We start from the raw sequence: 19,670 nt of genomic DNA on the forward strand, positions 1-19,670 counted from the left end.
GTGGTGTGGATACTTCGAAACTACCGGTATTAACCAATGCCGAAATGCGCGAATTGTTCGTCTCGCTGCAACAGAAGGGGGACCGGTCCGCAAGGGAGAAATTGGTGAACGGCAATTTGCGCCTGGTATTAAGCGTCATTCAACGGTTCAATAACCGCGGAGAGTTCGTGGACGATCTGTTCCAAGTCGGCTGCATCGGCTTGATGAAGGCGATCGACAACTTCGACCTCGGCCAAAACGTGAAGTTTTCCACGTACGCGGTACCGATGATTATCGGCGAAATCCGGAGATACCTTCGGGACAACAACCCGATTCGCGTCTCCAGAAGCCTGCGCGACATTGCCTACAAAGCGCTGCAAGTCCGCGATCAGCTGACGAACCGCAACTCGCGGGAGCCGACGATTACGGAAATTTCGATCGAGCTGAACGTACCGAAGGAAGACGTCGTCTTCGCGCTCGATGCCATTCAGGATCCGGTGTCGCTGTTCGAACCGATTTACCAAGACGGCGGCGACCCGATCTACGTGATGGATCAGATCAGCGACGACAAAAGCAAGGACGTCTCGTGGATCGAGGAGATCGCGCTGCGCGAAGCGATGCAGCGGCTGAACGACCGCGAGAAGATGATTTTATCGATGCGCTTCTTCGAGGGCAAGACGCAGATGGAAGTGGCGGAGGAAATCGGCATCTCTCAAGCGCAAGTATCGCGGCTCGAGAAGTCGGCGATCAATCAGATGCAGAAGCACGTCAAGACGTAACGCTCCATTGTCCGTTCCGTTCCGCTCTGCGCGGCGGGACGGGCCTTTTTCATTGAGAACGGAAACTTTCGGGACACAAATGACGATCCGCCACATATAGTAGTAGAGATAGGCGGGTGTCCGTGATGAAAATTTCCGACTTCCAAACGAAAGACGTCATCAACATCGTTGACGGCAAGAAGCTCGGCCAAATCAGCGACATCGAGCTCGATTTGCGCGTCGGGCGCATCGATTCGATCGTCGTCCCGAGTTCGGGACGGTTTTTCGGCTTCTTCGGCGGCGGGACCGACGTGGTCATCCCGTGGCGTTCGATCGTGAAGATCGGCGCCGACGTCATCTTGGTGAAGCTGGACGACCCGAAGGTGTATCGGGTGGACGAACGAGGCAAGGACAGTACGAAAACCTTCCGCGAGCGGGACCGGGATCGGGAACGAGACCGGGAGTGGCAGCAGCGCGAGCGGGGGCGGGACGAACCGGAGGACGACGAGTACCGGTAAGTCTCTCGATGCGGCATACGACGCGAAGCGGACCCGGCCTTGCCGGCCGGATTCGTTCGTATGCCGTTCGGTTTTGTGATACACTGTTGAAAACCGCGTTGCGTATCGAACCGCTTCGAGGACGGAGGGATGACACATGGCCGAGGCATGGCGCGAGCCGCTCCAGCTGCGCCCGTCGGAGAGCGGCGCGACGTTGTTTCGTTGGCGCACATGGGAGGAAAAGTTTCCTTGGTTGAGCGCCGGCTTCTCGTCGCGCCGCGGCGGCGTCAGCGGCGAGCCTTGGGGCAGCCTGAACTGCGGGCTGCACGTCGGCGACAGCGCCGACGATGTCGCGGAGAACCGCCGCCGCGTGGCGGAGGCCGCAGGCTTCGACTTTCGGCGCTGGACGTGCGCCGAGCAGGTGCACGGCGTCGCCGTCGCCGTCGTCGCGGAGGCGGAGGCCGGCGCCGGACGTCTCGTACGGGACGACGCGCTGCCTTCGAAGGACGCCCTTGTTACGGACGTCCCCGGCGTCATGCTGAACGCGTTCTACGCCGACTGCGTGCCGATCTGGTTCGTCGACCCAATCCGTCGGGCGGTCGGCGTCGCGCACGCCGGTTGGCGCGGCGCGGTCGCCGACGTCGCCGGCGAGACGGTGCGCGCCATGACGCGCGCCTACGGCTCCGAACCGTCGGAGCTGCTCGCCGCGATCGGGCCGTCGATCCGAGGCTGCTGCTACGAGGTGGACGATCAAGTCGCGAAGCATATTCCGGAAGGCAGCGAATCGATCAAGCCGTCCTCCTCCCCGGGACGGTATTTGCTCGATTTAGCAATTTTCAATCGACAAAAGCTGACAGAAGCAGGAATTTTGGCGAATCATATCGAAATAACACAATATTGCACCAGTTGCCGGACGGATTTGTTCTTCTCCCACCGGAAGGAGAGCGGCCGAACCGGACGGATGACAGCGTGGATCGCGCGGAAAGAGTGAGGTGACGCGGCCGTGAACCGATCGCTGCGGGAAGCCGCCGACGAGGTAGAACGCCGGATCGCGGACGCCTGCGCACGAAGCGGCAGGCGTCGCGAAGAAGTGAATGTGATCGCCGTAACGAAATACGTCTCGTTGGAACGTACGATCGAGGCGATCGAAGCGGGGTACCCGAACGTCGGCGAGAACCGTTGGCAGGACGCCAAGGAGAAGTGGGAAGCGCTGCAAGGTCGGACGGACGTCGTATGGCATTTCATCGGCCATCTGCAGACGAACAAGGTGAAGGACGTGCTGGGACGCTTCGCGACGGTACATTCGCTGGACCGGTGGTCGCTTGCGGAGGAGCTGCAGAAGAAGGCGAAGCAGCTCGGCATCGTCGTTCCGTGCTTCGTTCAACTGAACGTATCCGGCGAGCAGACGAAATACGGCCTTGCGCCGGGCGAGCTCCCCGCGTTCTTGTCGAAGTTGACCGCGTGCGACGCGATCGACGTCGTCGGCTTGATGACGATGGCGCCGCACGAGGAAGATCCGGAGCGGACAAGACCCGTGTTCAAGGCGCTTCGCGAGCTGCGGGACGAGGCGAACGCGAAGGGCGCGTACGGCAAGCCGATCGAGCATCTGTCGATGGGCATGTCGAACGACTTCGAGATCGCCGTAGAAGAAGGCGCTACGTGGATCCGATTGGGATCCATTCTTGTGGGAAAATAACGATGACCATGTAAGGGATAGTCGGGGAGGACTAGCAATGGGTATGATGAACCGTATTTTTAATTTTCTTGGACTGCAAGAGGAAGAAGAGGTCGCGGAACGCGAACCGGCGTACGAAGCTCAAGAGGATTCCGAACGGGAGCGGGAACGGGAACGGGAAGCCGGCGAATATCGCAAGGTGAAAAATAACGTCGTTTCGCTGCACGCCCAAAAATCTTCGAAACTTGTGCTGTGCGAGCCTCGTAATTATGAGGAGACGCAAGATATCGCGGATCACCTGCGTTCGCGCCGCGCGATCTTGGTGAACTTGCAGCGGGTGCGCCCGGAGCAAGCGATGCGCATCGTCGATTTCTTGAGCGGCACGGTGTACGCGCTTAACGGCGCGATCTCCAAAGTCGGTCCGAACATCTTCGTATGCACGCCGGACTCCGTCGAAATTCAAGGCGTCATCTCCGACATGATGAACGACAATACATAGAACAGAATTGAGGTGGCGGGACGTTGGAATACCAGATTAGTTCCCTCGTTTGGACGCTGTATAACATCTACTTCTACATGATCATCGCGTATGTCTTGCTTTCTTGGGTGCCGAACGCCAGGGACAGCTTCGTCGGGCAGTTGCTCGGACGCGTGACGGAACCGTACCTCGGGATTTTCCGCAGATTCATTCCGGCCATCGGCGGGGTCATCGACATCTCCCCGATCGTAGCGATCTTCGCGCTTCGGTTTATCGCCCTGGGCGTGGAAGCGGTCATCCTGTTTTTGATTCCGGGTTGATATGCGATCGATTCCTTACGAGCACTTCCATCCCGACGAGAAGCCGTTCGTCGACAAAGCCGCCGAGTGGATCGAGGATGCGGCCGTACGCAAGCAGGTGAAGCGAACGGACTTCCTCGATCCGAGACAGGCGTTCATCGTCGAGTCGCTCGCGAACCGCACGGACGACGCGCTCGTTCGGACGGACGGCGGATACGCGGAAGCGGAACGTCGACGCGCGATCGTTTCGCCCGACTTCCTCGACCCGATCTACGAACCGGTCGGGATCGTCGTTCTATCGGTAACGAGCGAGGACGAGCGTGTCTCCGAGCTCGAACACGGCGACTATTTGGGCGCGATTCTCGGCCTCGGCATCAAACGCGATAAAATCGGCGACATCCACGTGCACGAGTGGGGCTCCCACATTCTCGTCGCGGAAGAGATGGCGCCTTTCTTCTCTCTTCATCTGTCGCAGGTCGGCCGGACGCACGTGTTCACCGAGCTGCTGCCCGCGGACAAGCTCATCCCGGCCGAATCGGCGTTCGAAGAGATGTTTTGCACGGTTGCGTCGATGCGGCTCGACGGCGTCGTCAGCGAGGCGACGCGCCTCTCCCGCGCCAAGGCGGCCGTCCCGATTCAGGCGGGGCGATGCAAGGTGAATTGGAAGGTCGAGGAAGACCCTTCGCGGCAAGTGAAAGAGGGAGACGTCGTCTCCTTGCAGGGATTCGGCAGGTTTAAGATTTTATCCGTGGACGGCGTTTCGAAATCGGGGCGCATCCGTCTGAAAATCGGGAAATTTGCGTAACCGTGCAGGAATCGGGCGCTTTATGTCGAAATCGTATCGCTAGCGACTTATTCCATAGTAAGGTTCGTTCAATGCATTCAGGAGGTGCACCATGCCCTTAACGCCGCTCGATATCCACAACAAAGAATTCAGCAGAAGACTTCGGGGTTACGACGAGGACGAGGTGAACGAGTTTCTCGACCAAGTCATTAAAGATTACGAAGCTTTGATCCGGGAAAACAAGGAGCTTCAATCTCAGCTTCAAGCGCAGTCGGAGAAGCTCGGCCACTTCTCGAACATCGAGGAGACGCTGTCGAAGACGATCATCGTAGCGCAGGAGGCGGCCGACGAAGTGAAGTCGAACGCGAAGAAGGAAGCGCAGCTGATCATTCGCGAAGCCGAGAAGAACGCGGATCGCATCGTGAACGAAGCGCTCGCGAAGTCGCGCAAGGTGGCGCTCGAAACCGAGGAGCTCAAGAAGCAAGCTTCCATCTATCGGACGCGCTTCAAGACGTTGATCGAGGCGCAGCTCGAGATGCTCGGCCACGACAGCTGGGACACGCTCGAGTCGAATCCGGCGCTCCATTCGGCCTCTGGCGACCTCAACCGCTGACCCATTGATTTCCCGCCGGGAATCTGATATTGTAGATGCAATTCAATGATTGACACCCAAAGCGTAGAATGGAACGAGTACGTCGCAAGCGTCATCCCAGAGAGCCGGGGGCAGGTGAAAGCCCGGCGTTGACGAACGGCGGAAAATCATCCAGGAGCGCTCGGCCGAACGCGTATCGCAAGTAGCCCGAGCCGGTTCATCCCGTTACCGATGACAGAGTGGTCGAGGGCTTGTCATGGATTTCGTTATGCCTCGATCATAAGGGTGGTACCACGAAACCGAAACTTTTCGTCCCTTGGGCGGAAAGTTTTTTTGCGTTTTCAGGAAAGCATTCGAAAGGTGGAGTTCAAGATGGAGAAGATGGACTACAGCAAGACGCTGAATTTGCTCCAAACCGACTTCCCGATGCGGGGCAACCTCCCGACGGCGGAGCCGGCGATGCAGGCGCGTTGGGCGGAGATGGACGTATACGAGGAAGTGCGGAAGGCGCGCGCCGGCAAACCGAAATTCGTGCTGCACGACGGACCGCCGTACGCGAACGGCGACATCCACATCGGGCATGCGCTGAATAAGGTGTTGAAGGACATCGTCGTCCGCTTCAAATCGCTGCAGGGCTTCGATGCCCCGTTCGTGCCGGGATGGGATACGCACGGCTTGCCGATCGAGCAGGCGATCGCCAACAGCGGCCGCGCCGACCGGAAGAAGATGTCGACGCACGAGTTCCGCAAGCTCTGCGCGGAATACGCTTGGGAGTGGGTGGAGAAGCAGAAGACGCAGTTCCAACGTCTCGGCGTTCGCGGGGATTGGAACAACCCGTACGTCACGCTGCAGCCGAAATACGAAGCGCAGCAAATCCGTCTGTTCGGCGAGATGGTGAATAAGGGATATATCTATAAAGGTTTGAAGCCGGTGTATTGGTCCCCGTCTTCCGAGAGCGCGCTCGCGGAAGCGGAAATCGAATACCGCGAGAAGACGTCCCCGTCGATCTACGTCGCCTTCCGCGTGAAGGACGGCAAGGGCAAGCTGCCGAACGACGCCGAGATCGTCATCTGGACGACGACGCCGTGGACGCTGCCGGCGAACCTCGGCATTTCGGTGCATCCGGAACTCGAGTACGTCGTGGCCGAAGTCGACGGCCGCAAGTTCGTCGTCGCCGAAGGGTTGCTGGAGAGCGTGTCGAAGGAGCTCGGCTGGGAGTCGGCGAACGTCGTCTCGAGACTCCGGGGCGCAGATCTCGAACGCGTGACTTGCGAGCATCCGTTCTACGATCGCGAATCGCTCGTCATGTGCGGCGAGCACGTCACGCTGGAAGCGGGCACCGGCTGCGTCCATACGGCGCCGGGCCACGGCGAGGACGACTTCATCGTCGGCCAAAAATACGGCATCGGCGTGCTCAGCCCGATCGACGATCAAGGACATTACACGGCGGAGGCCCCCGGGTTCGAAGGCATGTTCTACGACAGCGCGAACAAGGTCATCACGGAGAAGCTGAAGGAAAGCGGCCATCTGCTGCACATGAGCTTCATCAAGCACCAATACGCGCACGATTGGCGGACGAAGAAGCCGGTCATCTTCCGGGCGACCGAGCAATGGTTCGCATCGATCGACGCGTTCCGCGACAAGATGCTGGAAGAAATTCGCAACGTGAAGTGGACGCCGAATTGGGGCGAAGTGCGGCTGCATAACATGATCGCCGACCGCGGCGATTGGTGCATCTCGCGGCAGCGCGTCTGGGGCGTGCCGATCCCGATCTTCTATTGCCGCTCCTGCGGCGAGCCGCTCGTGAACGAGTCGACGATCGAGCACGTCGCGGACATCTTCGAACGCGAAGGCTCCGACGCGTGGTTCGCGAAGTCGGAAGCGGAGCTGCTTCCGGCGGGCACGGCTTGCGCCAAATGCGGCCATGCGGAGTTCCGGAAGGAGACGGACATCATGGACGTCTGGTTCGACTCCGGCTCCAGCCATATGGCGGTGCTCGAGGCGCGCGACGATCTGACGTCGCCGGCGGATCTGTACCTGGAAGGCTCGGACCAATATCGCGGATGGTTCAATTCGTCGTTGATCACGTCGACGGCGGTGCACGGACGGGCGCCGTACAAGGCGATCCTCAGTCACGGGTTCACGCTCGACGGCGAAGGACGGAAGATGTCCAAGTCGCTCGGCAATACGGTCGACCCGCTTAAAGTATGCAACCAGTTCGGAGCGGACATCCTACGGTTGTGGGTGTCTTCGACGGATTACCAATCCGACCAAAGACTGTCGGACAACATCCTCCAGCAAACCGCGGAGGTATACCGGAAAATCCGCAATACGCTTCGCTTCTATCTCGGCAACTTGTCCGGGTTCGACCCGGCGAACGACCGTTTCGCCGCATCGGAGCTGTCCGAGCTCGATCGGTTCGCGCTCATCCGCCTCGAGCGGATGAAGGAGAAGGTGTTGAACGCGTACGAAAACTACGAGTTCCATACGGTCTACCAAGCGGTGCATCACTTCCTCGCGGTGGAGATGAGCGCGTTCTATCTCGACATCATGAAAGACCGTCTGTACGCGGACGCGGCGGACAGCGTCGCCCGGAAGCAGACGCAGTACGTGATGTACGAATCGTTGGTCGCGGTCACGCAGCTCATCGCGCCGATCTTGCCGCATACGGCCGACGAAATATGGCAGTATATTCCGGGCATCGAAGGCGCGACGGTGCAGACGACCGTCTTTTCCCCGGCGCGCGCGGAGCTTTATGACGCGACGCTCGAGCGGAAGTGGGAAGCGCTGATCGACGTGCGCGACGAAGTGCTGAAGGCGCTCGAGGTCGCGCGCAAAGAGAAGCGCATCGGCAACAGCTTGAGCGCGCGCGTTACGTTGTACCCGTCGACGAAGGAGACGGCGGAGCTGCTCGGCCAGTTCGAAGAGCTGGAAAAGCTGTTTATCGTTTCCGAAGCGGTCGTCGCGAACGGCGAGGCGCCGGCGGACGCTATGGCGTTGAAGGGGCTTGCGGTTAAGGTGGATCAGGCGAGCGGAGAGAAGTGCGAACGCTGCTGGATCGTCACGCCGGAGGTCGGCGCGAACGCCGAGCATCCGACGCTGTGCAACCGTTGCACGCACGTGATCAAACACATTAACGTCTTGTAAGGAGTGAGGGCATGGCGACGGCCGACAAGGTGCAACATCAAGTCGAACGGATCGCGAATCATCTGGAGCGGGTGCAGCTGGCAGAGTACGTACAGCTGCTCAATTCTCCCCGGAAGCTGATCGTGAGCAACTTGATCGCGGGCACGGCCCGAGGGGTTGGCATCGCGATCGGCGTCACGATTTTCTCGGCGACGATCGTCTATGTACTTCGCCAGATCGGAGCGTTGGATTTGCCCATCATCGGGCATTACATCGCCGATCTGGTCGAGTCGGTGCAGGCGCATATGAGCGGCGGCGGCTTTTACTATTAGGAATAGCCGTCCGTCAGCTCGTCGCCGTCCTCGCGGGCGTCGGGCTCGAGCAGTCCGTAGCCTTCGCCAAGCTCCATATACTTTTGATACACGTCGTTTCGTACGAAGGTTACGTTATTGCCGTACATGTCGGTAGCTAAGAAGCTCTCGAGCGGCTCGACGTAACCTTCGTTTTCGTCCGACTCGATTTCCATGTCGTTGTAGTCGGTGTTGTCGCGGCCTTCCTGCATCGCCGGCGTGTTCGAGGTTCCCCAGCGCTCGACGATCTGCCAAGCGTCCTCCCCGTCGAATTGCGTCGTGTCGTCATGGTCCATATCCGAGCGCATCGCGGGGGCGAGAAACTTCTCCTCCAACGGTCGGCGGAACGACGTATCGTCGTCGGGGACGTGGCGGATGCAATATTCGGCCGACGGCAGCGCCTGCAGTCGTTCGAGCGGGATCGGCTCCCCGCACTCGAGACAACGCCCGTAGGTGCCGGCGTCCATGCGAGCGAGCGCGGCTTCGGCCTTTTCCAACTGGTGTTCCCACAATTCGGCGAGCGCCAAATCCTTGCCCCGCTCGAACATCTCGCTGCCGATGTCTCCGGGATGATTGTCGACGAGCGACAGCTCGCCGAGCTCGGCGCCCATCGGCTCGTTCATGCCGAATTTATCGCTGCGTTCGAGGCGGCTTGCGATTTCGTCTCGTTCGCGAGTGAGATCGCCACGCAATTTTTCGATTTGCGTCGGTTGCAAATGCTTCATGGCTGCGGTCTCCTTCTCCTCGGTAGTAACGTTATGGTTTGCGGGGAGGGAACGTTTTACGAGCGGCAAATGCTAGGCGGAATGCTACATTCGTGGACGTTCTGGGGAATGCTATGGTACAATGACGGTTGGAATTCGTCGATTCCGACAGGAGGTTCGGACTTTGATCTATTGGTTGATTGCGCTCGTCGTGTTACTGCTTGATCAATGGTCGAAATGGCTGGTCGCGACCCGAATGGACCTCGGACAAGTCATCCCGGTATTGGGGGATTTCTTCATGCTGACGTCGCACCGGAACCGCGGCGCGGCTTGGGGCATATTGCAAGGGCAGCGCTGGTTTTTCGTGATCGTGACGATCGTCGTCCTTATCGGCATCGTGTATTATTTGGTGCGTACGATTCGCGAAGGCCGGAAGCTGATGCCGCTCGCGCTGTCGCTTCTCCTGGGCGGCGCGCTCGGGAATTTCGTGGATCGCGTTCGGATGGGCGAGGTCGTCGACTTCTTCCACTTCGTCTTCGACTTCCGCGCCATCGGCATCAATTTCGTGTACGATTTCCCGATATTTAACGTAGCGGATGCGGGCATCAGCGTGGGGATCGCGCTCATCTTCGTAGACACCTTGTTGGAAGCGCGCCGCGAGAAACGGAGGTTGGCCCATGATTCCGTCAACGGATGATATCGAAACGTTCGGCATCGAGATCGGATCGGACGAGGCGGGACAGCGAATCGACAAGCTGTTGTCCGACGCGCTCGAAGACGTCTCGCGGTCGCAGCTGCAGGATTGGATTCGAGACGGTCATGTACTCGTGAACGGAGCGGCGGTCAAGCCGAACTATAAGGTAGCGGCAAGCGACGAAGTCGTCGTCCGCCCGCCCGATCCGGCGCCGACCGAACTCGTGCCGGAGAACATCCCGTTGGATGTCGTATACGAGGACCGCGACGTCATCGTCGTGAACAAGCCGCGGGGCATGGTCGTACATCCCGCCGTCGGGCATCCGAGCGGTACGCTTGTGAACGCCTTGATGTATCATTGCAAGGATTTATCGGGCATCAACGGCGAAATTCGCCCGGGAATCGTGCACCGGATCGATAAGGACACCTCCGGTCTGCTGATGGCGGCGAAGAACGACGTCGCTCATACGTCGCTCGCCGCGCAGCTGAAGGAGCATTCCGTGACGAGACGGTACGTCGCCGTCGTACACGGCGTGCTGGAGCACGACCAAGGCACGGTGGACGCGCCGATCGGACGGGATCCGCAAGATCGGAAGCTGTTCACGGTGACCGACAAAGGCGCGCGTCATGCGGTGACCCATTTCGTGGTAACCGAGCGGTTTCCGGAATTCACGGTGCTCGAGCTGCTGCTGGAAACCGGGCGCACGCATCAGATTCGCGTTCACATGAAGTTCATCGGACACCCGTTGGTCGGAGATCCGGTTTACGGACGATCCAAGGGACGGACGATGGAAGTGCCGGGACAAGCGCTGCACGCGGCCGTCCTCGGCTTTACGCATCCGCGAACGGGCGAACGGCTGACGTTCGAAGCGCCGCTGCCGAGCGAGATGCAGTCGTTCATCGAGCAACTACGCTTAATGTAGATTCTCAATAATTACATATCTAGGAGGGCTTTTTCGCATGGATACGATGGAAATTATTAACTTTATCAAGAACAGCAAGAAGGTAACGCCGGTGAAGGTATACTTCAAAGGTTCGATCGCTTCCGGCGAACGCGGCAGCGTCAAAGTATTCGACTTCGGCGAAGGCGGCGGCGTCTTGTTCGGCGACTTGGCGGAAGTGCGTCCGTTGCTCGAGGCGAACGCTTCGACGATCGAATACTACGAGATCGAGAACGACCGCCGCAACTCGGCGATTCCGCTGCTCGACACGAAAAACGTTAACGCTCGCATCGAGCCGGGCGCGATCATCCGCGACATGGTCACGATCGGGGACAACGCCGTCATCATGATGGGCGCGCTGCTCAACATCGGCGTCGTCGTCGGCGAAGGCACGATGATCGACATGAACGCGACGCTCGGCGGCCGCGTCCAAGTCGGCAAGATGTGCCATGTCGGCGCGGGCTCCGTCCTCGCGGGCGTCATCGAGCCGCCGTCCGCGCAGCCGGTCGTCATCGAAGACGACGTCATGATCGGCGCGAACGCGGTCATTCTTGAAGGCGTGCGCGTCGGCGCGGGCGCCGTCGTCGCCGCAGGCGCCGTCGTCGTCGAAGACGTACCGGCGAACGCGGTCGTCGCGGGCGTGCCTGCCCGCATCATCAAGATGGTCGACGACAAGACGAAATCGAAGACGGAAATCATTAAAGAGCTTCGGAACTTGAAATAATGAGCGGATCGTTGGCGGCTTCTTTGGGAAGCGACCTCGTCTCCATCCGACGCGCGCTGCATCGCATGCCGGAGCCGGGCTTCCAAGAATTCAAGACGCAGCAGTATATCTTGGATATCGTGGGCCGGCTCCCAACGGAACGCGTCGAAGTGAAGACGTGGCGCACGGGCGTACTCGTCCGGGTGAAGGGCCGCGTCGGCGCGCGCTGCATCGGGTACCGCACGGACATGGACGGGCTGGCGATCGAGGAGGATACGTCGTATCCTTTCCGCTCGGAGCACCCGGGTTTCATGCATGCCTGCGGCCACGACGTCCATATGACGATCGCGCTCGGGCTGCTTGCGGAGTGTGTCGCTTCCCCGGTGGACGATGATGTGCTCATCGTGTTTCAACCTGCGGAGGAAGGACCCGGCGGCGCTAAGCCGATGCTGGAGAGCGAAGAGTTCCGGGTCTGGAAGCCGGACCTGATGCTGGCGCTGCATATCGCCCCGGAATATCCGGTCGGTACGATCGCCACGCGTCCCGGAACGCTGTTCGCGAACACGTCGGAGCTGTTCATTGACTTGCGCGGCGTCGGCGGTCACGCGGCGTTCCCGCATCGGACGAACGATACGATCGTCGCGGCGGCTTCGCTGATCATGCAGCTCCAGACGATCGTCGCGCGCAACGTCAACCCGCTGGAATCGGCGGTCGTGACGCTTGGCGTCATCCAAGGCGGCACGCGGCAAAACATCATCGCCGAGCATGCCCGCCTCGAAGGGACGATCCGCACGTTGTCGGAAGGTTCGATGCCGGCGGTGAAGGCGCGGATCGAAGCGCTGCTCTCCGGCGTCGAGGCAGGGTTCGGCGTAACGTCGACGCTCGATTACGGCTCGAATTATTATCAAGTGTACAATCATGAGACGGAGACGGCGTCGTTCATGCGTTGGGTTCGGGAGGAGATGCCGGACGTGCGTTTGATCGAATGCGATGCGGCGATGACCGGAGAGGACTTCGGGTATTTCCTCAAGGAAATTCCGGGATTCATGTTCTGGCTCGGCGTCGATACGCCGTACGGCTTGCACCATGCGAAGCTCGAACCGAGCGAGGACGCGATCGACGTAGCGGTACGAGTAATGAGCGGTTATATTCGCAAAATAGGGACCTCCGAGCGATCTTAGGATCGCTGCGGAGGTTTTTTTTAAGAAACCTTTAAGAAAATAGCTCGAAGCCGATGTGGTATGGTGGAAGGAACCGCTTCGCGCGAAGTAACGCTAACGGAGGATTCACCGCAATGGCGCAAGAAACGATATTGCTCGTCGACGACGAGAAGGAAATCGTCCAGTTGCTCGACATTTATTTTCGGAACGAAGGGTATCGGCTGCTGAAGGCGAGCGACGGCGTCGAGGCGCTGGAGGCGCTGCGGTCGGAGTCCGTCGACTTGATCATCCTCGACGTTATGATGCCGCGCATGGACGGCGTCGAGGCGTGCATGAAAATCCGGGAACAACGCCATATGCCGATCATCATGCTTTCGGCGAAAGGGCAAGACATCGACAAAATCACCGGTCTCAGCATCGGCGCGGACGATTACGTCACGAAGCCGTTTTCTCCGCTGGAGCTCGTCGCCCGCGCGAAGTCGCAGCTCCGCCGTTACAAGCAATTGAATCGTCCGGCGGAGCGCGAATCGAGCGAAATCAAAATCGACGGGCTTCTCGTGGACGCCGCTTCGCACGAAGTGTCGGTGGAAGGGCGGTCGGTGAAGCTGACGCCGAGGGAATTCGCGGTGCTTGAGCTGCTGGCGAGAAACCGCGGCATCGTGCTTTCGATGGAGCGCATCTACGAGCATGCCTGGAACGAGCCGTTCTTGGACGGCGGCAATACGGTCATGGTGCATATTCGGAAAATCCGAGAAAAAATCGAAAGAGACCCGCGAAACCCTAGGTATATTAAGACCGTGTGGGGCGTCGGGTACAAAATCGAATAATAAACGCGGGGGTCGAACGCGAGGAGGTGCGGATTCCGAATGAAGAGGTCCTCTTTTCGCACGATACGTTGGCAATTCATCGGCATCATTTTGTTTAGCTTGGGTTTATCCGCCGCGACCGTCGGGGGTTGCTATACGCTATTTTATTTCGCGGTGTTTCTGCCGTTATCCGAAGGGAGACGGGGGGCGTTCGCGCAGGGTTTGTTCTGGCTCGTCAACAACGTAGGCTCGTTGCCGTTCCTCGTCCCGTTCGGCTGCGCGTTGTTTCTTCTGTATTTCTTTCTGCTGTCGCGCAAGCCCATCCAATATATTGAAGAAATTACGGCCGGCCTGCAGGAAATCGCGAAAGGAGACTTGTCTCACAAGATCGCCAAACGCTCTTCGGACGAACTGGGCATTGTCGCGGACGCGGTCAATTCGATGGCGGAACAACTGCGCCGATCGATCGAAGAAGAACGGTCGGCGGAGAAGGCGAAGCGCGATCTGATCACCGGCGTCTCGCATGATTTGCGCACGCCGCTGACCTCGATTCTCGGCTTTCTCGAGTATATCGAGGACGACCGATACAAGGACGAAGTCGAACTGCGGTATTATCTCTCGATCGTTCACGAGAAATCGCAGAGTCTCAAGAAGCTGATCGACGACTTGTTCGAATTTACGCGGACGAGCGGCAAGCGGGTGCCGCTTCGGCTGGCGCCGCTCAACGTTACCGATTTTTTAAGTCAGCTGGCCGAGGAGTTCGTGCCGCTGTTGCAGAAGGAACGAATGATCTACCGGGTTGCGTCGACGGATCACGCGTTAACGATCCAGGCGGATGCGGACGAGTTGGTAAGGGCGTACGAAAACTTGATTTCCAATGCGATCCGGTACGGGAAATCGGGCGGCCAGGTCCGCATCGAGATTTCGTCGGAAGGGGAGGAGGCAGTCGTGCGCATCATCAATTATGGGGAAGAAATTCCGGAGCGGGATATCCCCTTTTTGTTCGACCGCTTCTACCGGGTGGACCGATCCCGTTCCCGGGAAACCGGCGGCACGGGGTTAGGGCTCGCGATCGTCAAGAACATCGTAGAGCTGCATAACGGCCGGGTTTTCGCCCAGAGCGACGCCAAGGAGACGGCGTTCGAAACCCGATTCCCCAGGTACGTGCCGAACGCCGAGAACGAGCCGTCGCGCTCATGGAAACCGTAAGAAGTCGTTAAGAAAACGATAAGGGTTTGCGCGCATCGCCGATAAGAATTTCCCGTTATCGTAGATTCTGAGTTTCGTGTAACCCTAGAATCGACGGAGGGAATTGAGGAGATGCAATGCAGGAAAACAACGCTTGCCGCAACGGTCGGCTGCCTCGTACTGGCCGCCGCGATCGGCGGCTGTTCCTTCACGAGGGCGGAGCCCGTCGTCACGGCGCCCGAATGGCGGAACGATGAAGTTCTAACGTCGTACGACGTTATCGTCATCGGGTCGGATCCCGAGGGCGTCGCGGCGGCCGTCTCGTCCGCGCGCAACGGGATGACGACGCTGCTCGCGGACGGCGGCGAGCGGGACCGCCTCGGCGGGCTCGCGACGTTAGGATGGCTCAATACGATCGACATGAATTACGGGCCGAAGGGAGAAATCTTAAACCGCGGGATTTTTCTGGAATGGTACGAAAAGCTGGAGGGCGACTCCTTCGACGTCGAGACGGCGGCGGACGCGTTCCGCCGTTTGACGGAGCGGGAGCGACGGCTCGACGTTCGGCTGGGCCTCTCGGGCATCGAGCCCATCGTAACGGTGGACGAGACCGGCGAACGGACGGTCTCGGGCATTACGGCGACGCTTCCGGACGGCTCGCGTCGCGAGATCGCCGCGAAGGCGGTCATCGACGCAACGCAGGACGCCGACGTCGCCGCGGCGGCCGGCGTCCCGTATACCTCGGGGCGGGAGGACCTCGGCTACGAGGAGCAGGCGATGGCGGCGACGTTGATGTTCCGATTGGACGGCGTAAGCGCGGAGGTATGGAACAAGCTCGGAAAGCGGCTGGGCGGAGACGGCGATGCGTTGACCGGGAACAACGACAGAAGCGCCTGGGGCTATGACGAGATGAAGGAGTATGTCGCCGAGTCGGATCCGGACCGCGTCCGCATGAGGGGGCTGAATCTCGGCAGACAGCGAGGGGGAACGGCGCTCGTCAATGCGCTGCAAATTTTCGGCGTAGATCCGCTTGATCCGGCGTCCAAGCGGGAAGCGCGAGCGTTGGCCGAAGCGGAGCTGCCGCGCATCGTCGACGAGCTGCGGCGGAGGTACCCCGAATTCGAGGGCGTGACGCTCGGCGCTTCGGCGCCGGAGCTGTATGTACGCGAGTCGCGGCACATCGCGGCGGAATACCGGCTGACGATCGTCGACGTCTGCGAAAATCGAGATCAATGGGATCGCATCGCCTTCGGGTCTTACCCTGTCGATATTCAGCGCGTGACGCCGAACGAATACGGCGCGGTCGTCTGCCACCCGGAAAAGTACGCCGTGCCGTTCCGCAGCCTCGTGCCGCTCGGCGCGGACGGCTTGCTCGTCGTCGGCCGCACCGCCGGCTTCGATTCGCTGGCGCACGGCAGCGCGCGGGTCATCCCGGTCGGCATGGCGACCGGCCAGGCGGCGGGAGCCGCGGCCCGCGTCGCGATCGAAGAGGGGCTGACGTTCCGGGAGCTGGCCTCCTCCGAAGCGGCGGTCGCCCGGCTGCAAGCCTTGTTAACGAAGCAGGGCATGGCGTTGCGGCCGTTCGCGGCCGCGCCGCCCGCGGCGTTCGAAGGGCCGGAGGGGGACGCGCTCCGCGCGATGCTGCGGCTCGGCGTGGCGGTCGGCGGTTATGACAACGACTTCCGCCTGAAGAAGGAGGCAACCGTGGCAACCTTGGTGAACGTGCTGCAGGCGTTGCATCGGAAATACCCGGAACGCTTCCCGGGCGATCCGCGGCAAGCGCTGAGCGAACTCGCCGCGGAGGAAGGCGAGTCGTTCGAAGCGCTCCTCGCGCGACCGCTTCGCCTGCCGATGGCGGAGACGCTGCTGGCGCGAACGGTCGGTACGGCATCGGAGCCGACCGGCGCGCAGGCGCCGGCAGGCTCCGATGGGGACGCCGCCGATGCGAAGAGCCTTCGCATCGGCGAGCTGTATCGCTTCGTTCACTCCGCTATGGAGCGTCTAGTCCTTGGGTAACGAACCGACGAACGCCTCGATCCGGTCCAATGCGGCGGCGAGCGTCTCCATCGAGCACGCATACGAGAGGCGTACGTAGCCTTCGCCGAGCGGCGTGAAGGCGTTGCCCGGCACGACGGCGACGCGCTGCTCGTCAAGCAGACGGTAAGCGAACGACGTCGAGTCGAGGCCGAATTTCCGCACGGACGGGAAAATGTAGAACGCGCCTTCGGGTTTCGCGACGTCGAAGCCGGCCGCGACGAGCCGCGCGTACGCGTAGTCGCGGCGGGCGACATACGCCTCCCGCATCGGGATGGCGTCGTCGATGCCGGCGGTGAGCGCCTCGAGCGCCGCGTATTGGCTCACGGACGCCGCGCAGGTGACGTTGTACTGCAGCACCTTCACCATGTGCTGCGCGATCGCGGCCGGCGCGAACGCGCAGCCGATGCGCCAGCCGGTCATCGAATGCGACTTCGACAGCCCGTTCACGACGATCGTCCGCTCCCGCATGCCCGGATCCGAGGCGATGGAGGCGTGGGGACGGTCGTACACGAGCTCGCTGTAAATTTCGTCGGAGATGACGAACAAATCCCGGCGCGACAGCAGCTCGGCCAGCGCCGACAGCTCGTCCGGCGACAGCGCGGCGCCCGTCGGATTGGACGGAGACGCGAGAATGACGCAGCGCGTCCGCTCGGTGAGCGCCGGCTCGAGCTTCTCGGCGGTCAGCTTGAAGCCGCTATCCGTCACGTCGACGTACACCGGGACGGCGCCGCACAGCCGGATAAGCGGCTCGTAGCCGGGGTATACGGGGCCGGGAAGCACGACCTCGACGCCTGGCTCGAGTATCGTCCGCAGCGCCATGTCGATCGCCTGGCTGGCCCCGACGGTAACGAGCGTCTCGTCCGACCCGCGATAGTCCAAGCCGTATTTCGCGCGAACGAAAGCGGCGGCGGCGTCCCGCAGCTCCGGCAGGCCGGCGTTCGGCGTATATACGGTCTTCCCCTCCCGAGCGGCCCGGGCGGCCGCCTCGACGATATGCGGGGGCGTCGGAAAATCCGGCTGACCGATCGTCAGCGATAAGACGTCCTTATATTGGGCGACCCGGTTCGCCATCTGGCGAATGCCGGAAATCGCGATGCCGCGAATGTCGTCGCGAATCAAATGTTCTACCATAGATCGACACCTGCCTACATAAAGTAACAACATCATAGCACAAAATGGGTTGACTTGAACGCCGCAACATGTCATAATTCTTTCTAATCGAATAAGCACCTTTAAGGACAGTCCCGTGAGGCTGGCAAGGTGAACGATATTGCGACGAAGAAGCCGAAGGCAGCTCTTCGCGGCCCGTGTGCGCACGGAGACCGCGGCGAGCTCCGAAGGCGTGTCTTCCTGCGCGCAGCAGCGTCTCCTTACCGGATCCGGTAAGGAGATTTTTTTATAGGCCTGAGCGAAGGGGCGTGGGATCTTTGGCGGAGACGAAGACGTTGCTGATGGACGAAACGGCGGTAAGGCGGGCGCTGACCCGCATCGCGCACGAGATTTTGGAAAAAAATAAGGGCGTTGATAATTGTACGTTCATCGGCATCCGAACGCGAGGCATCTATCTGGCGCACCGCATCTCGCAAAAGATCGCCGAAATCGAAGGGCAGCGGGTGCCGGTCGGGGACATCGACATCACGAATTTCCGAGACGATGTCGGCGGCGCCTCCTCGAAGCGGACGGACGACCCTTCGATCGATCCGGCGCTCGTCGTCGGACGCAAGATCGTCTTGGTCGACGACGTGCTCTACACGGGACGCACGGTCCGCGCGGCGATGGACGCCCTGATCCGAGGCGGACGGCCGCAGATGATCCAACTCGCGGTGCTCGTCGACCGAGGCCATCGCGAGCTGCCGATCCGGCCCGACTATGTCGGCAAGAACGTGCCGACCGCGAAGCTGGAGTCGATCGATGTCAGCCTGCTCGAGGTTGACGGCAAGGACGAAGTGACGATTACCGGCAAACGGGGGGACGACGAATGACGACGACAACGGCGGTACAGTCGAGGCACTTGATCGGCTTGAAGGGGATGGCCAAGAGCGAGCTCGAGGCGATCTTGGATCGGGCGGCTTACTGGGAAGCGCAGCCGGTCGCGGCGTCGAGCGCGCTGAGCGGGAAGTTCGTGGCGAATATGTTTTTCGAGAACAGCACGCGCACGCGCTTCTCGTTCGAGGTGGCCGAGAAGCGGCTCGGCGCGGAGGTGCTGAACTTCGCCGCGGCGGCGTCGAGCGTCCAGAAGGGCGAGTCGATCTACGACACGGTGAAGACGCTCGAGTCGATGGGCATTCACGGCGGCGTCGTCCGCATTAAGGCGGTGGGCGTCATGCAGGAGCTCGCGGAACGCATCAAGGCGCCGCTCATCAATGCCGGCGACGGCAACAACGAGCATCCGACGCAGGCGCTGCTCGACTTATACACGATGCGCAAGCACTTCGGCGCGATCGAAGGGCTGCGGGTAGCGATCGTCGGCGACATCCGGCACTCGCGCGTGGCGCGCTCGAACCTGTGGGCGCTGCGGGAGATGGGCGCGAGCGTGCGGTTCTGCGCGCCGGACAATATGCGCGCGTCGGAGCTTGCGGAGTACGCGCCTTACGTCGGCATCGACGAAGCGCTGCAATCGGACGTCGTCATGATGCTGCGCGTACAGCTCGAACGCCATGAAGGCGGACTGTTCGGCTCGGCGGAGGAATACCGCGCGGCTTACGGACTTACCGAGGAGCGCGCCGGGCGGATGGCGCCGCACGCGATCATCATGCACCCGGCGCCCGTAAACCGGGACGTCGAGATCGACGACGCGCTCGTGGAATGCGGGAAGTCGAAAATTTTCGAACAGATGGCGAACGGCGTTCCGATCCGCATGGCGGTGCTGGAGCGGGCATTGTTGGGATAACCGAGAACCG

At 60.7% G+C, this 19,670-nt stretch carries 21 protein-coding genes and 1 other annotated feature; of the genes, 19 read left to right on the plus strand and 2 right to left on the minus strand.

Features of this window, described 5'->3' with window-relative positions; all coding sequences use genetic code 11:
* The 10 genes from sigG to RIN49_RS25250 all read left to right on the plus strand — a co-directional run.
* On the plus strand, positions 1-758 hold a 758-nt coding region (gene sigG / locus RIN49_RS25205; RefSeq protein WP_309122900.1), incomplete at its 5' end, for an RNA polymerase sporulation sigma factor SigG.
* A gap of 125 nt (positions 759-883) precedes the next feature.
* Entirely contained in the window at positions 884-1,255 is a 372-nt protein-coding gene (locus RIN49_RS25210) for a YlmC/YmxH family sporulation protein (RefSeq protein WP_309122901.1), read from the plus strand.
* Positions 1,256-1,391: 136 nt separating this feature from the next.
* On the plus strand, positions 1,392-2,225 hold the full coding sequence (gene pgeF / locus RIN49_RS25215) for a peptidoglycan editing factor PgeF (protein WP_309122902.1): 834 nt from the start codon (positions 1,392-1,394) through the stop codon (positions 2,223-2,225).
* Between the two features lie 12 nt (positions 2,226-2,237).
* Entirely contained in the window at positions 2,238-2,930 is a 693-nt protein-coding gene (locus tag RIN49_RS25220; protein WP_309122903.1) for a YggS family pyridoxal phosphate-dependent enzyme, read from the plus strand.
* A gap of 37 nt (positions 2,931-2,967) precedes the next feature.
* Positions 2,968-3,408, plus strand: a complete 441-nt coding sequence (locus tag RIN49_RS25225) for a cell division protein SepF (protein WP_309122904.1) — start codon at positions 2,968-2,970, stop codon at positions 3,406-3,408.
* A gap of 23 nt (positions 3,409-3,431) precedes the next feature.
* The gene (locus RIN49_RS25230; RefSeq protein WP_309122905.1) at positions 3,432-3,707 is read left to right on the plus strand and encodes a YggT family protein; all 276 of its coding nucleotides are present in this window, start codon (positions 3,432-3,434) and stop codon (positions 3,705-3,707) included.
* 1 nt (position 3,708) lies between these two features.
* Entirely contained in the window at positions 3,709-4,491 is a 783-nt protein-coding gene (locus tag RIN49_RS25235) for a YlmH family RNA-binding protein (RefSeq protein ID WP_309122906.1), read from the plus strand.
* A 91-nt stretch (positions 4,492-4,582) separates the two neighbouring features.
* Positions 4,583-5,083: a DivIVA domain-containing protein gene (locus RIN49_RS25240; RefSeq protein ID WP_138196127.1), complete on the plus strand. Its 501-nt coding sequence runs from the start codon at positions 4,583-4,585 to the stop codon at positions 5,081-5,083.
* Between the two features lie 55 nt (positions 5,084-5,138).
* Positions 5,139-5,382: a binding site (T-box leader), on the plus strand.
* A gap of 61 nt (positions 5,383-5,443) precedes the next feature.
* Positions 5,444-8,209, plus strand: a complete 2,766-nt coding sequence (ileS, locus tag RIN49_RS25245) for an isoleucine--tRNA ligase (protein WP_309122953.1) — start codon at positions 5,444-5,446, stop codon at positions 8,207-8,209.
* Between the two features lie 11 nt (positions 8,210-8,220).
* Positions 8,221-8,520 carry a DUF5665 domain-containing protein gene (locus tag RIN49_RS25250; RefSeq protein WP_309122907.1) on the plus strand — a complete coding sequence of 100 codons (300 nt, stop codon included), beginning with the start codon at positions 8,221-8,223 and terminating at the stop codon, positions 8,518-8,520.
* Here RIN49_RS25250 and RIN49_RS25255 read toward each other — a convergent pair.
* The gene (locus RIN49_RS25255; RefSeq protein WP_309122908.1) at positions 8,517-9,263 is read right to left on the minus strand and encodes a TraR/DksA C4-type zinc finger protein; all 747 of its coding nucleotides are present in this window, start codon (positions 9,261-9,263) and stop codon (positions 8,517-8,519) included. The two genes, RIN49_RS25250 and RIN49_RS25255, sit on opposite strands and share 4 nt — an antisense overlap.
* A gap of 163 nt (positions 9,264-9,426) precedes the next feature.
* On the opposite strand from RIN49_RS25255, the gene lspA reads away from it, so the two are divergent.
* The 7 genes from lspA (at position 9,427) to RIN49_RS25290 (ending at position 16,749) form a co-directional block, all read left to right on the plus strand.
* Entirely contained in the window at positions 9,427-9,939 is a 513-nt protein-coding gene (gene lspA / locus RIN49_RS25260) for a signal peptidase II (protein WP_309122909.1), read from the plus strand.
* Entirely contained in the window at positions 9,920-10,858 is a 939-nt protein-coding gene (locus RIN49_RS25265) for an RluA family pseudouridine synthase (RefSeq protein WP_309122910.1), read from the plus strand. The genes lspA and RIN49_RS25265 overlap by 20 nt, the downstream gene beginning before the upstream one ends.
* A 37-nt stretch (positions 10,859-10,895) precedes the next feature.
* The gene (gene dapD / locus RIN49_RS25270) at positions 10,896-11,600 is read left to right on the plus strand and encodes a 2,3,4,5-tetrahydropyridine-2,6-dicarboxylate N-acetyltransferase (protein WP_309122911.1); all 705 of its coding nucleotides are present in this window, start codon (positions 10,896-10,898) and stop codon (positions 11,598-11,600) included.
* Positions 11,600-12,760: an N-acetyldiaminopimelate deacetylase gene (locus RIN49_RS25275; protein WP_309122912.1), complete on the plus strand. Its 1,161-nt coding sequence runs from the start codon at positions 11,600-11,602 to the stop codon at positions 12,758-12,760. The genes dapD and RIN49_RS25275 overlap by 1 nt, the downstream gene beginning before the upstream one ends.
* A 113-nt stretch (positions 12,761-12,873) precedes the next feature.
* The gene (locus RIN49_RS25280; protein WP_309122913.1) at positions 12,874-13,566 is read left to right on the plus strand and encodes a response regulator transcription factor; all 693 of its coding nucleotides are present in this window, start codon (positions 12,874-12,876) and stop codon (positions 13,564-13,566) included.
* 39 nt (positions 13,567-13,605) lie between these two features.
* Positions 13,606-14,754 carry a HAMP domain-containing sensor histidine kinase gene (locus tag RIN49_RS25285; RefSeq protein WP_309122914.1) on the plus strand — a complete coding sequence of 383 codons (1,149 nt, stop codon included), beginning with the start codon at positions 13,606-13,608 and terminating at the stop codon, positions 14,752-14,754.
* Positions 14,755-14,865: 111 nt separating this feature from the next.
* Positions 14,866-16,749, plus strand: a complete 1,884-nt coding sequence (locus RIN49_RS25290) for an FAD-dependent oxidoreductase (RefSeq protein WP_309122915.1) — start codon at positions 14,866-14,868, stop codon at positions 16,747-16,749.
* On the opposite strand, the gene RIN49_RS25295 is transcribed toward RIN49_RS25290, so the two are convergent.
* A complete protein-coding gene (locus RIN49_RS25295) occupies positions 16,735-17,901 on the minus strand; it encodes an aminotransferase A (protein WP_309122916.1) in 1,167 nt (388 codons plus the stop codon). The genes RIN49_RS25290 and RIN49_RS25295 overlap by 15 nt on opposite strands.
* Positions 17,902-18,197: 296 nt before the next feature.
* Here RIN49_RS25295 and pyrR point away from each other — a divergent pair, with 296 nt between their 5' ends.
* Positions 18,198-18,752 (plus strand): bifunctional pyr operon transcriptional regulator/uracil phosphoribosyltransferase PyrR, encoded by a 555-nt coding sequence (pyrR, locus tag RIN49_RS25300; protein WP_309122917.1) that lies wholly within the window; start codon positions 18,198-18,200, stop codon positions 18,750-18,752.
* On the plus strand, positions 18,749-19,660 hold the full coding sequence (locus RIN49_RS25305) for an aspartate carbamoyltransferase catalytic subunit (protein ID WP_309122918.1): 912 nt from the start codon (positions 18,749-18,751) through the stop codon (positions 19,658-19,660). The genes pyrR and RIN49_RS25305 overlap by 4 nt, the downstream gene beginning before the upstream one ends.
* Positions 19,661-19,670 lie beyond the last annotated feature (10 nt).

Source organism: Paenibacillus sp. (assembly GCF_031177825.1).
Lineage (GTDB): Bacteria > Bacillota > Bacilli > Paenibacillales > YIM-B00363 > Paenibacillus_AE.

What these genes read in the sequence shown, in the direction of transcription:
- RIN49_RS25240 (WP_138196127.1), top strand. Translation starts at nt 4,583, where the DNA reads ATGCCCTTAACGCCGCTCGATATCCACAACAAAGAATTCAGCAGAAGA.
- RIN49_RS25255 (WP_309122908.1), bottom strand. Translation starts at nt 9,263, where the DNA reads ATGAAGCATTTGCAACCGACGCAAATCGAAAAATTGCGTGGCGATCTC.
- RIN49_RS25250 (WP_309122907.1), top strand. Translation starts at nt 8,221, where the DNA reads ATGGCGACGGCCGACAAGGTGCAACATCAAGTCGAACGGATCGCGAAT.
- dapD (WP_309122911.1), top strand. Translation starts at nt 10,896, where the DNA reads ATGGATACGATGGAAATTATTAACTTTATCAAGAACAGCAAGAAGGTA.
- ileS (WP_309122953.1), top strand. Translation starts at nt 5,444, where the DNA reads ATGGACTACAGCAAGACGCTGAATTTGCTCCAAACCGACTTCCCGATG.
- RIN49_RS25305 (WP_309122918.1), top strand. Translation starts at nt 18,749, where the DNA reads ATGACGACGACAACGGCGGTACAGTCGAGGCACTTGATCGGCTTGAAG.
- RIN49_RS25295 (WP_309122916.1), bottom strand. Translation starts at nt 17,901, where the DNA reads ATGGTAGAACATTTGATTCGCGACGACATTCGCGGCATCGCGATTTCC.
- RIN49_RS25210 (WP_309122901.1), top strand. Translation starts at nt 884, where the DNA reads ATGAAAATTTCCGACTTCCAAACGAAAGACGTCATCAACATCGTTGAC.
- pgeF (WP_309122902.1), top strand. Translation starts at nt 1,392, where the DNA reads ATGGCCGAGGCATGGCGCGAGCCGCTCCAGCTGCGCCCGTCGGAGAGC.
- RIN49_RS25280 (WP_309122913.1), top strand. Translation starts at nt 12,874, where the DNA reads ATGGCGCAAGAAACGATATTGCTCGTCGACGACGAGAAGGAAATCGTC.
- RIN49_RS25275 (WP_309122912.1), top strand. Translation starts at nt 11,600, where the DNA reads ATGAGCGGATCGTTGGCGGCTTCTTTGGGAAGCGACCTCGTCTCCATC.
- RIN49_RS25235 (WP_309122906.1), top strand. Translation starts at nt 3,709, where the DNA reads ATGCGATCGATTCCTTACGAGCACTTCCATCCCGACGAGAAGCCGTTC.
- RIN49_RS25265 (WP_309122910.1), top strand. Translation starts at nt 9,920, where the DNA reads ATGATTCCGTCAACGGATGATATCGAAACGTTCGGCATCGAGATCGGA.
- RIN49_RS25290 (WP_309122915.1), top strand. Translation starts at nt 14,866, where the DNA reads ATGCAATGCAGGAAAACAACGCTTGCCGCAACGGTCGGCTGCCTCGTA.
- RIN49_RS25285 (WP_309122914.1), top strand. Translation starts at nt 13,606, where the DNA reads ATGAAGAGGTCCTCTTTTCGCACGATACGTTGGCAATTCATCGGCATC.
- RIN49_RS25225 (WP_309122904.1), top strand. Translation starts at nt 2,968, where the DNA reads ATGGGTATGATGAACCGTATTTTTAATTTTCTTGGACTGCAAGAGGAA.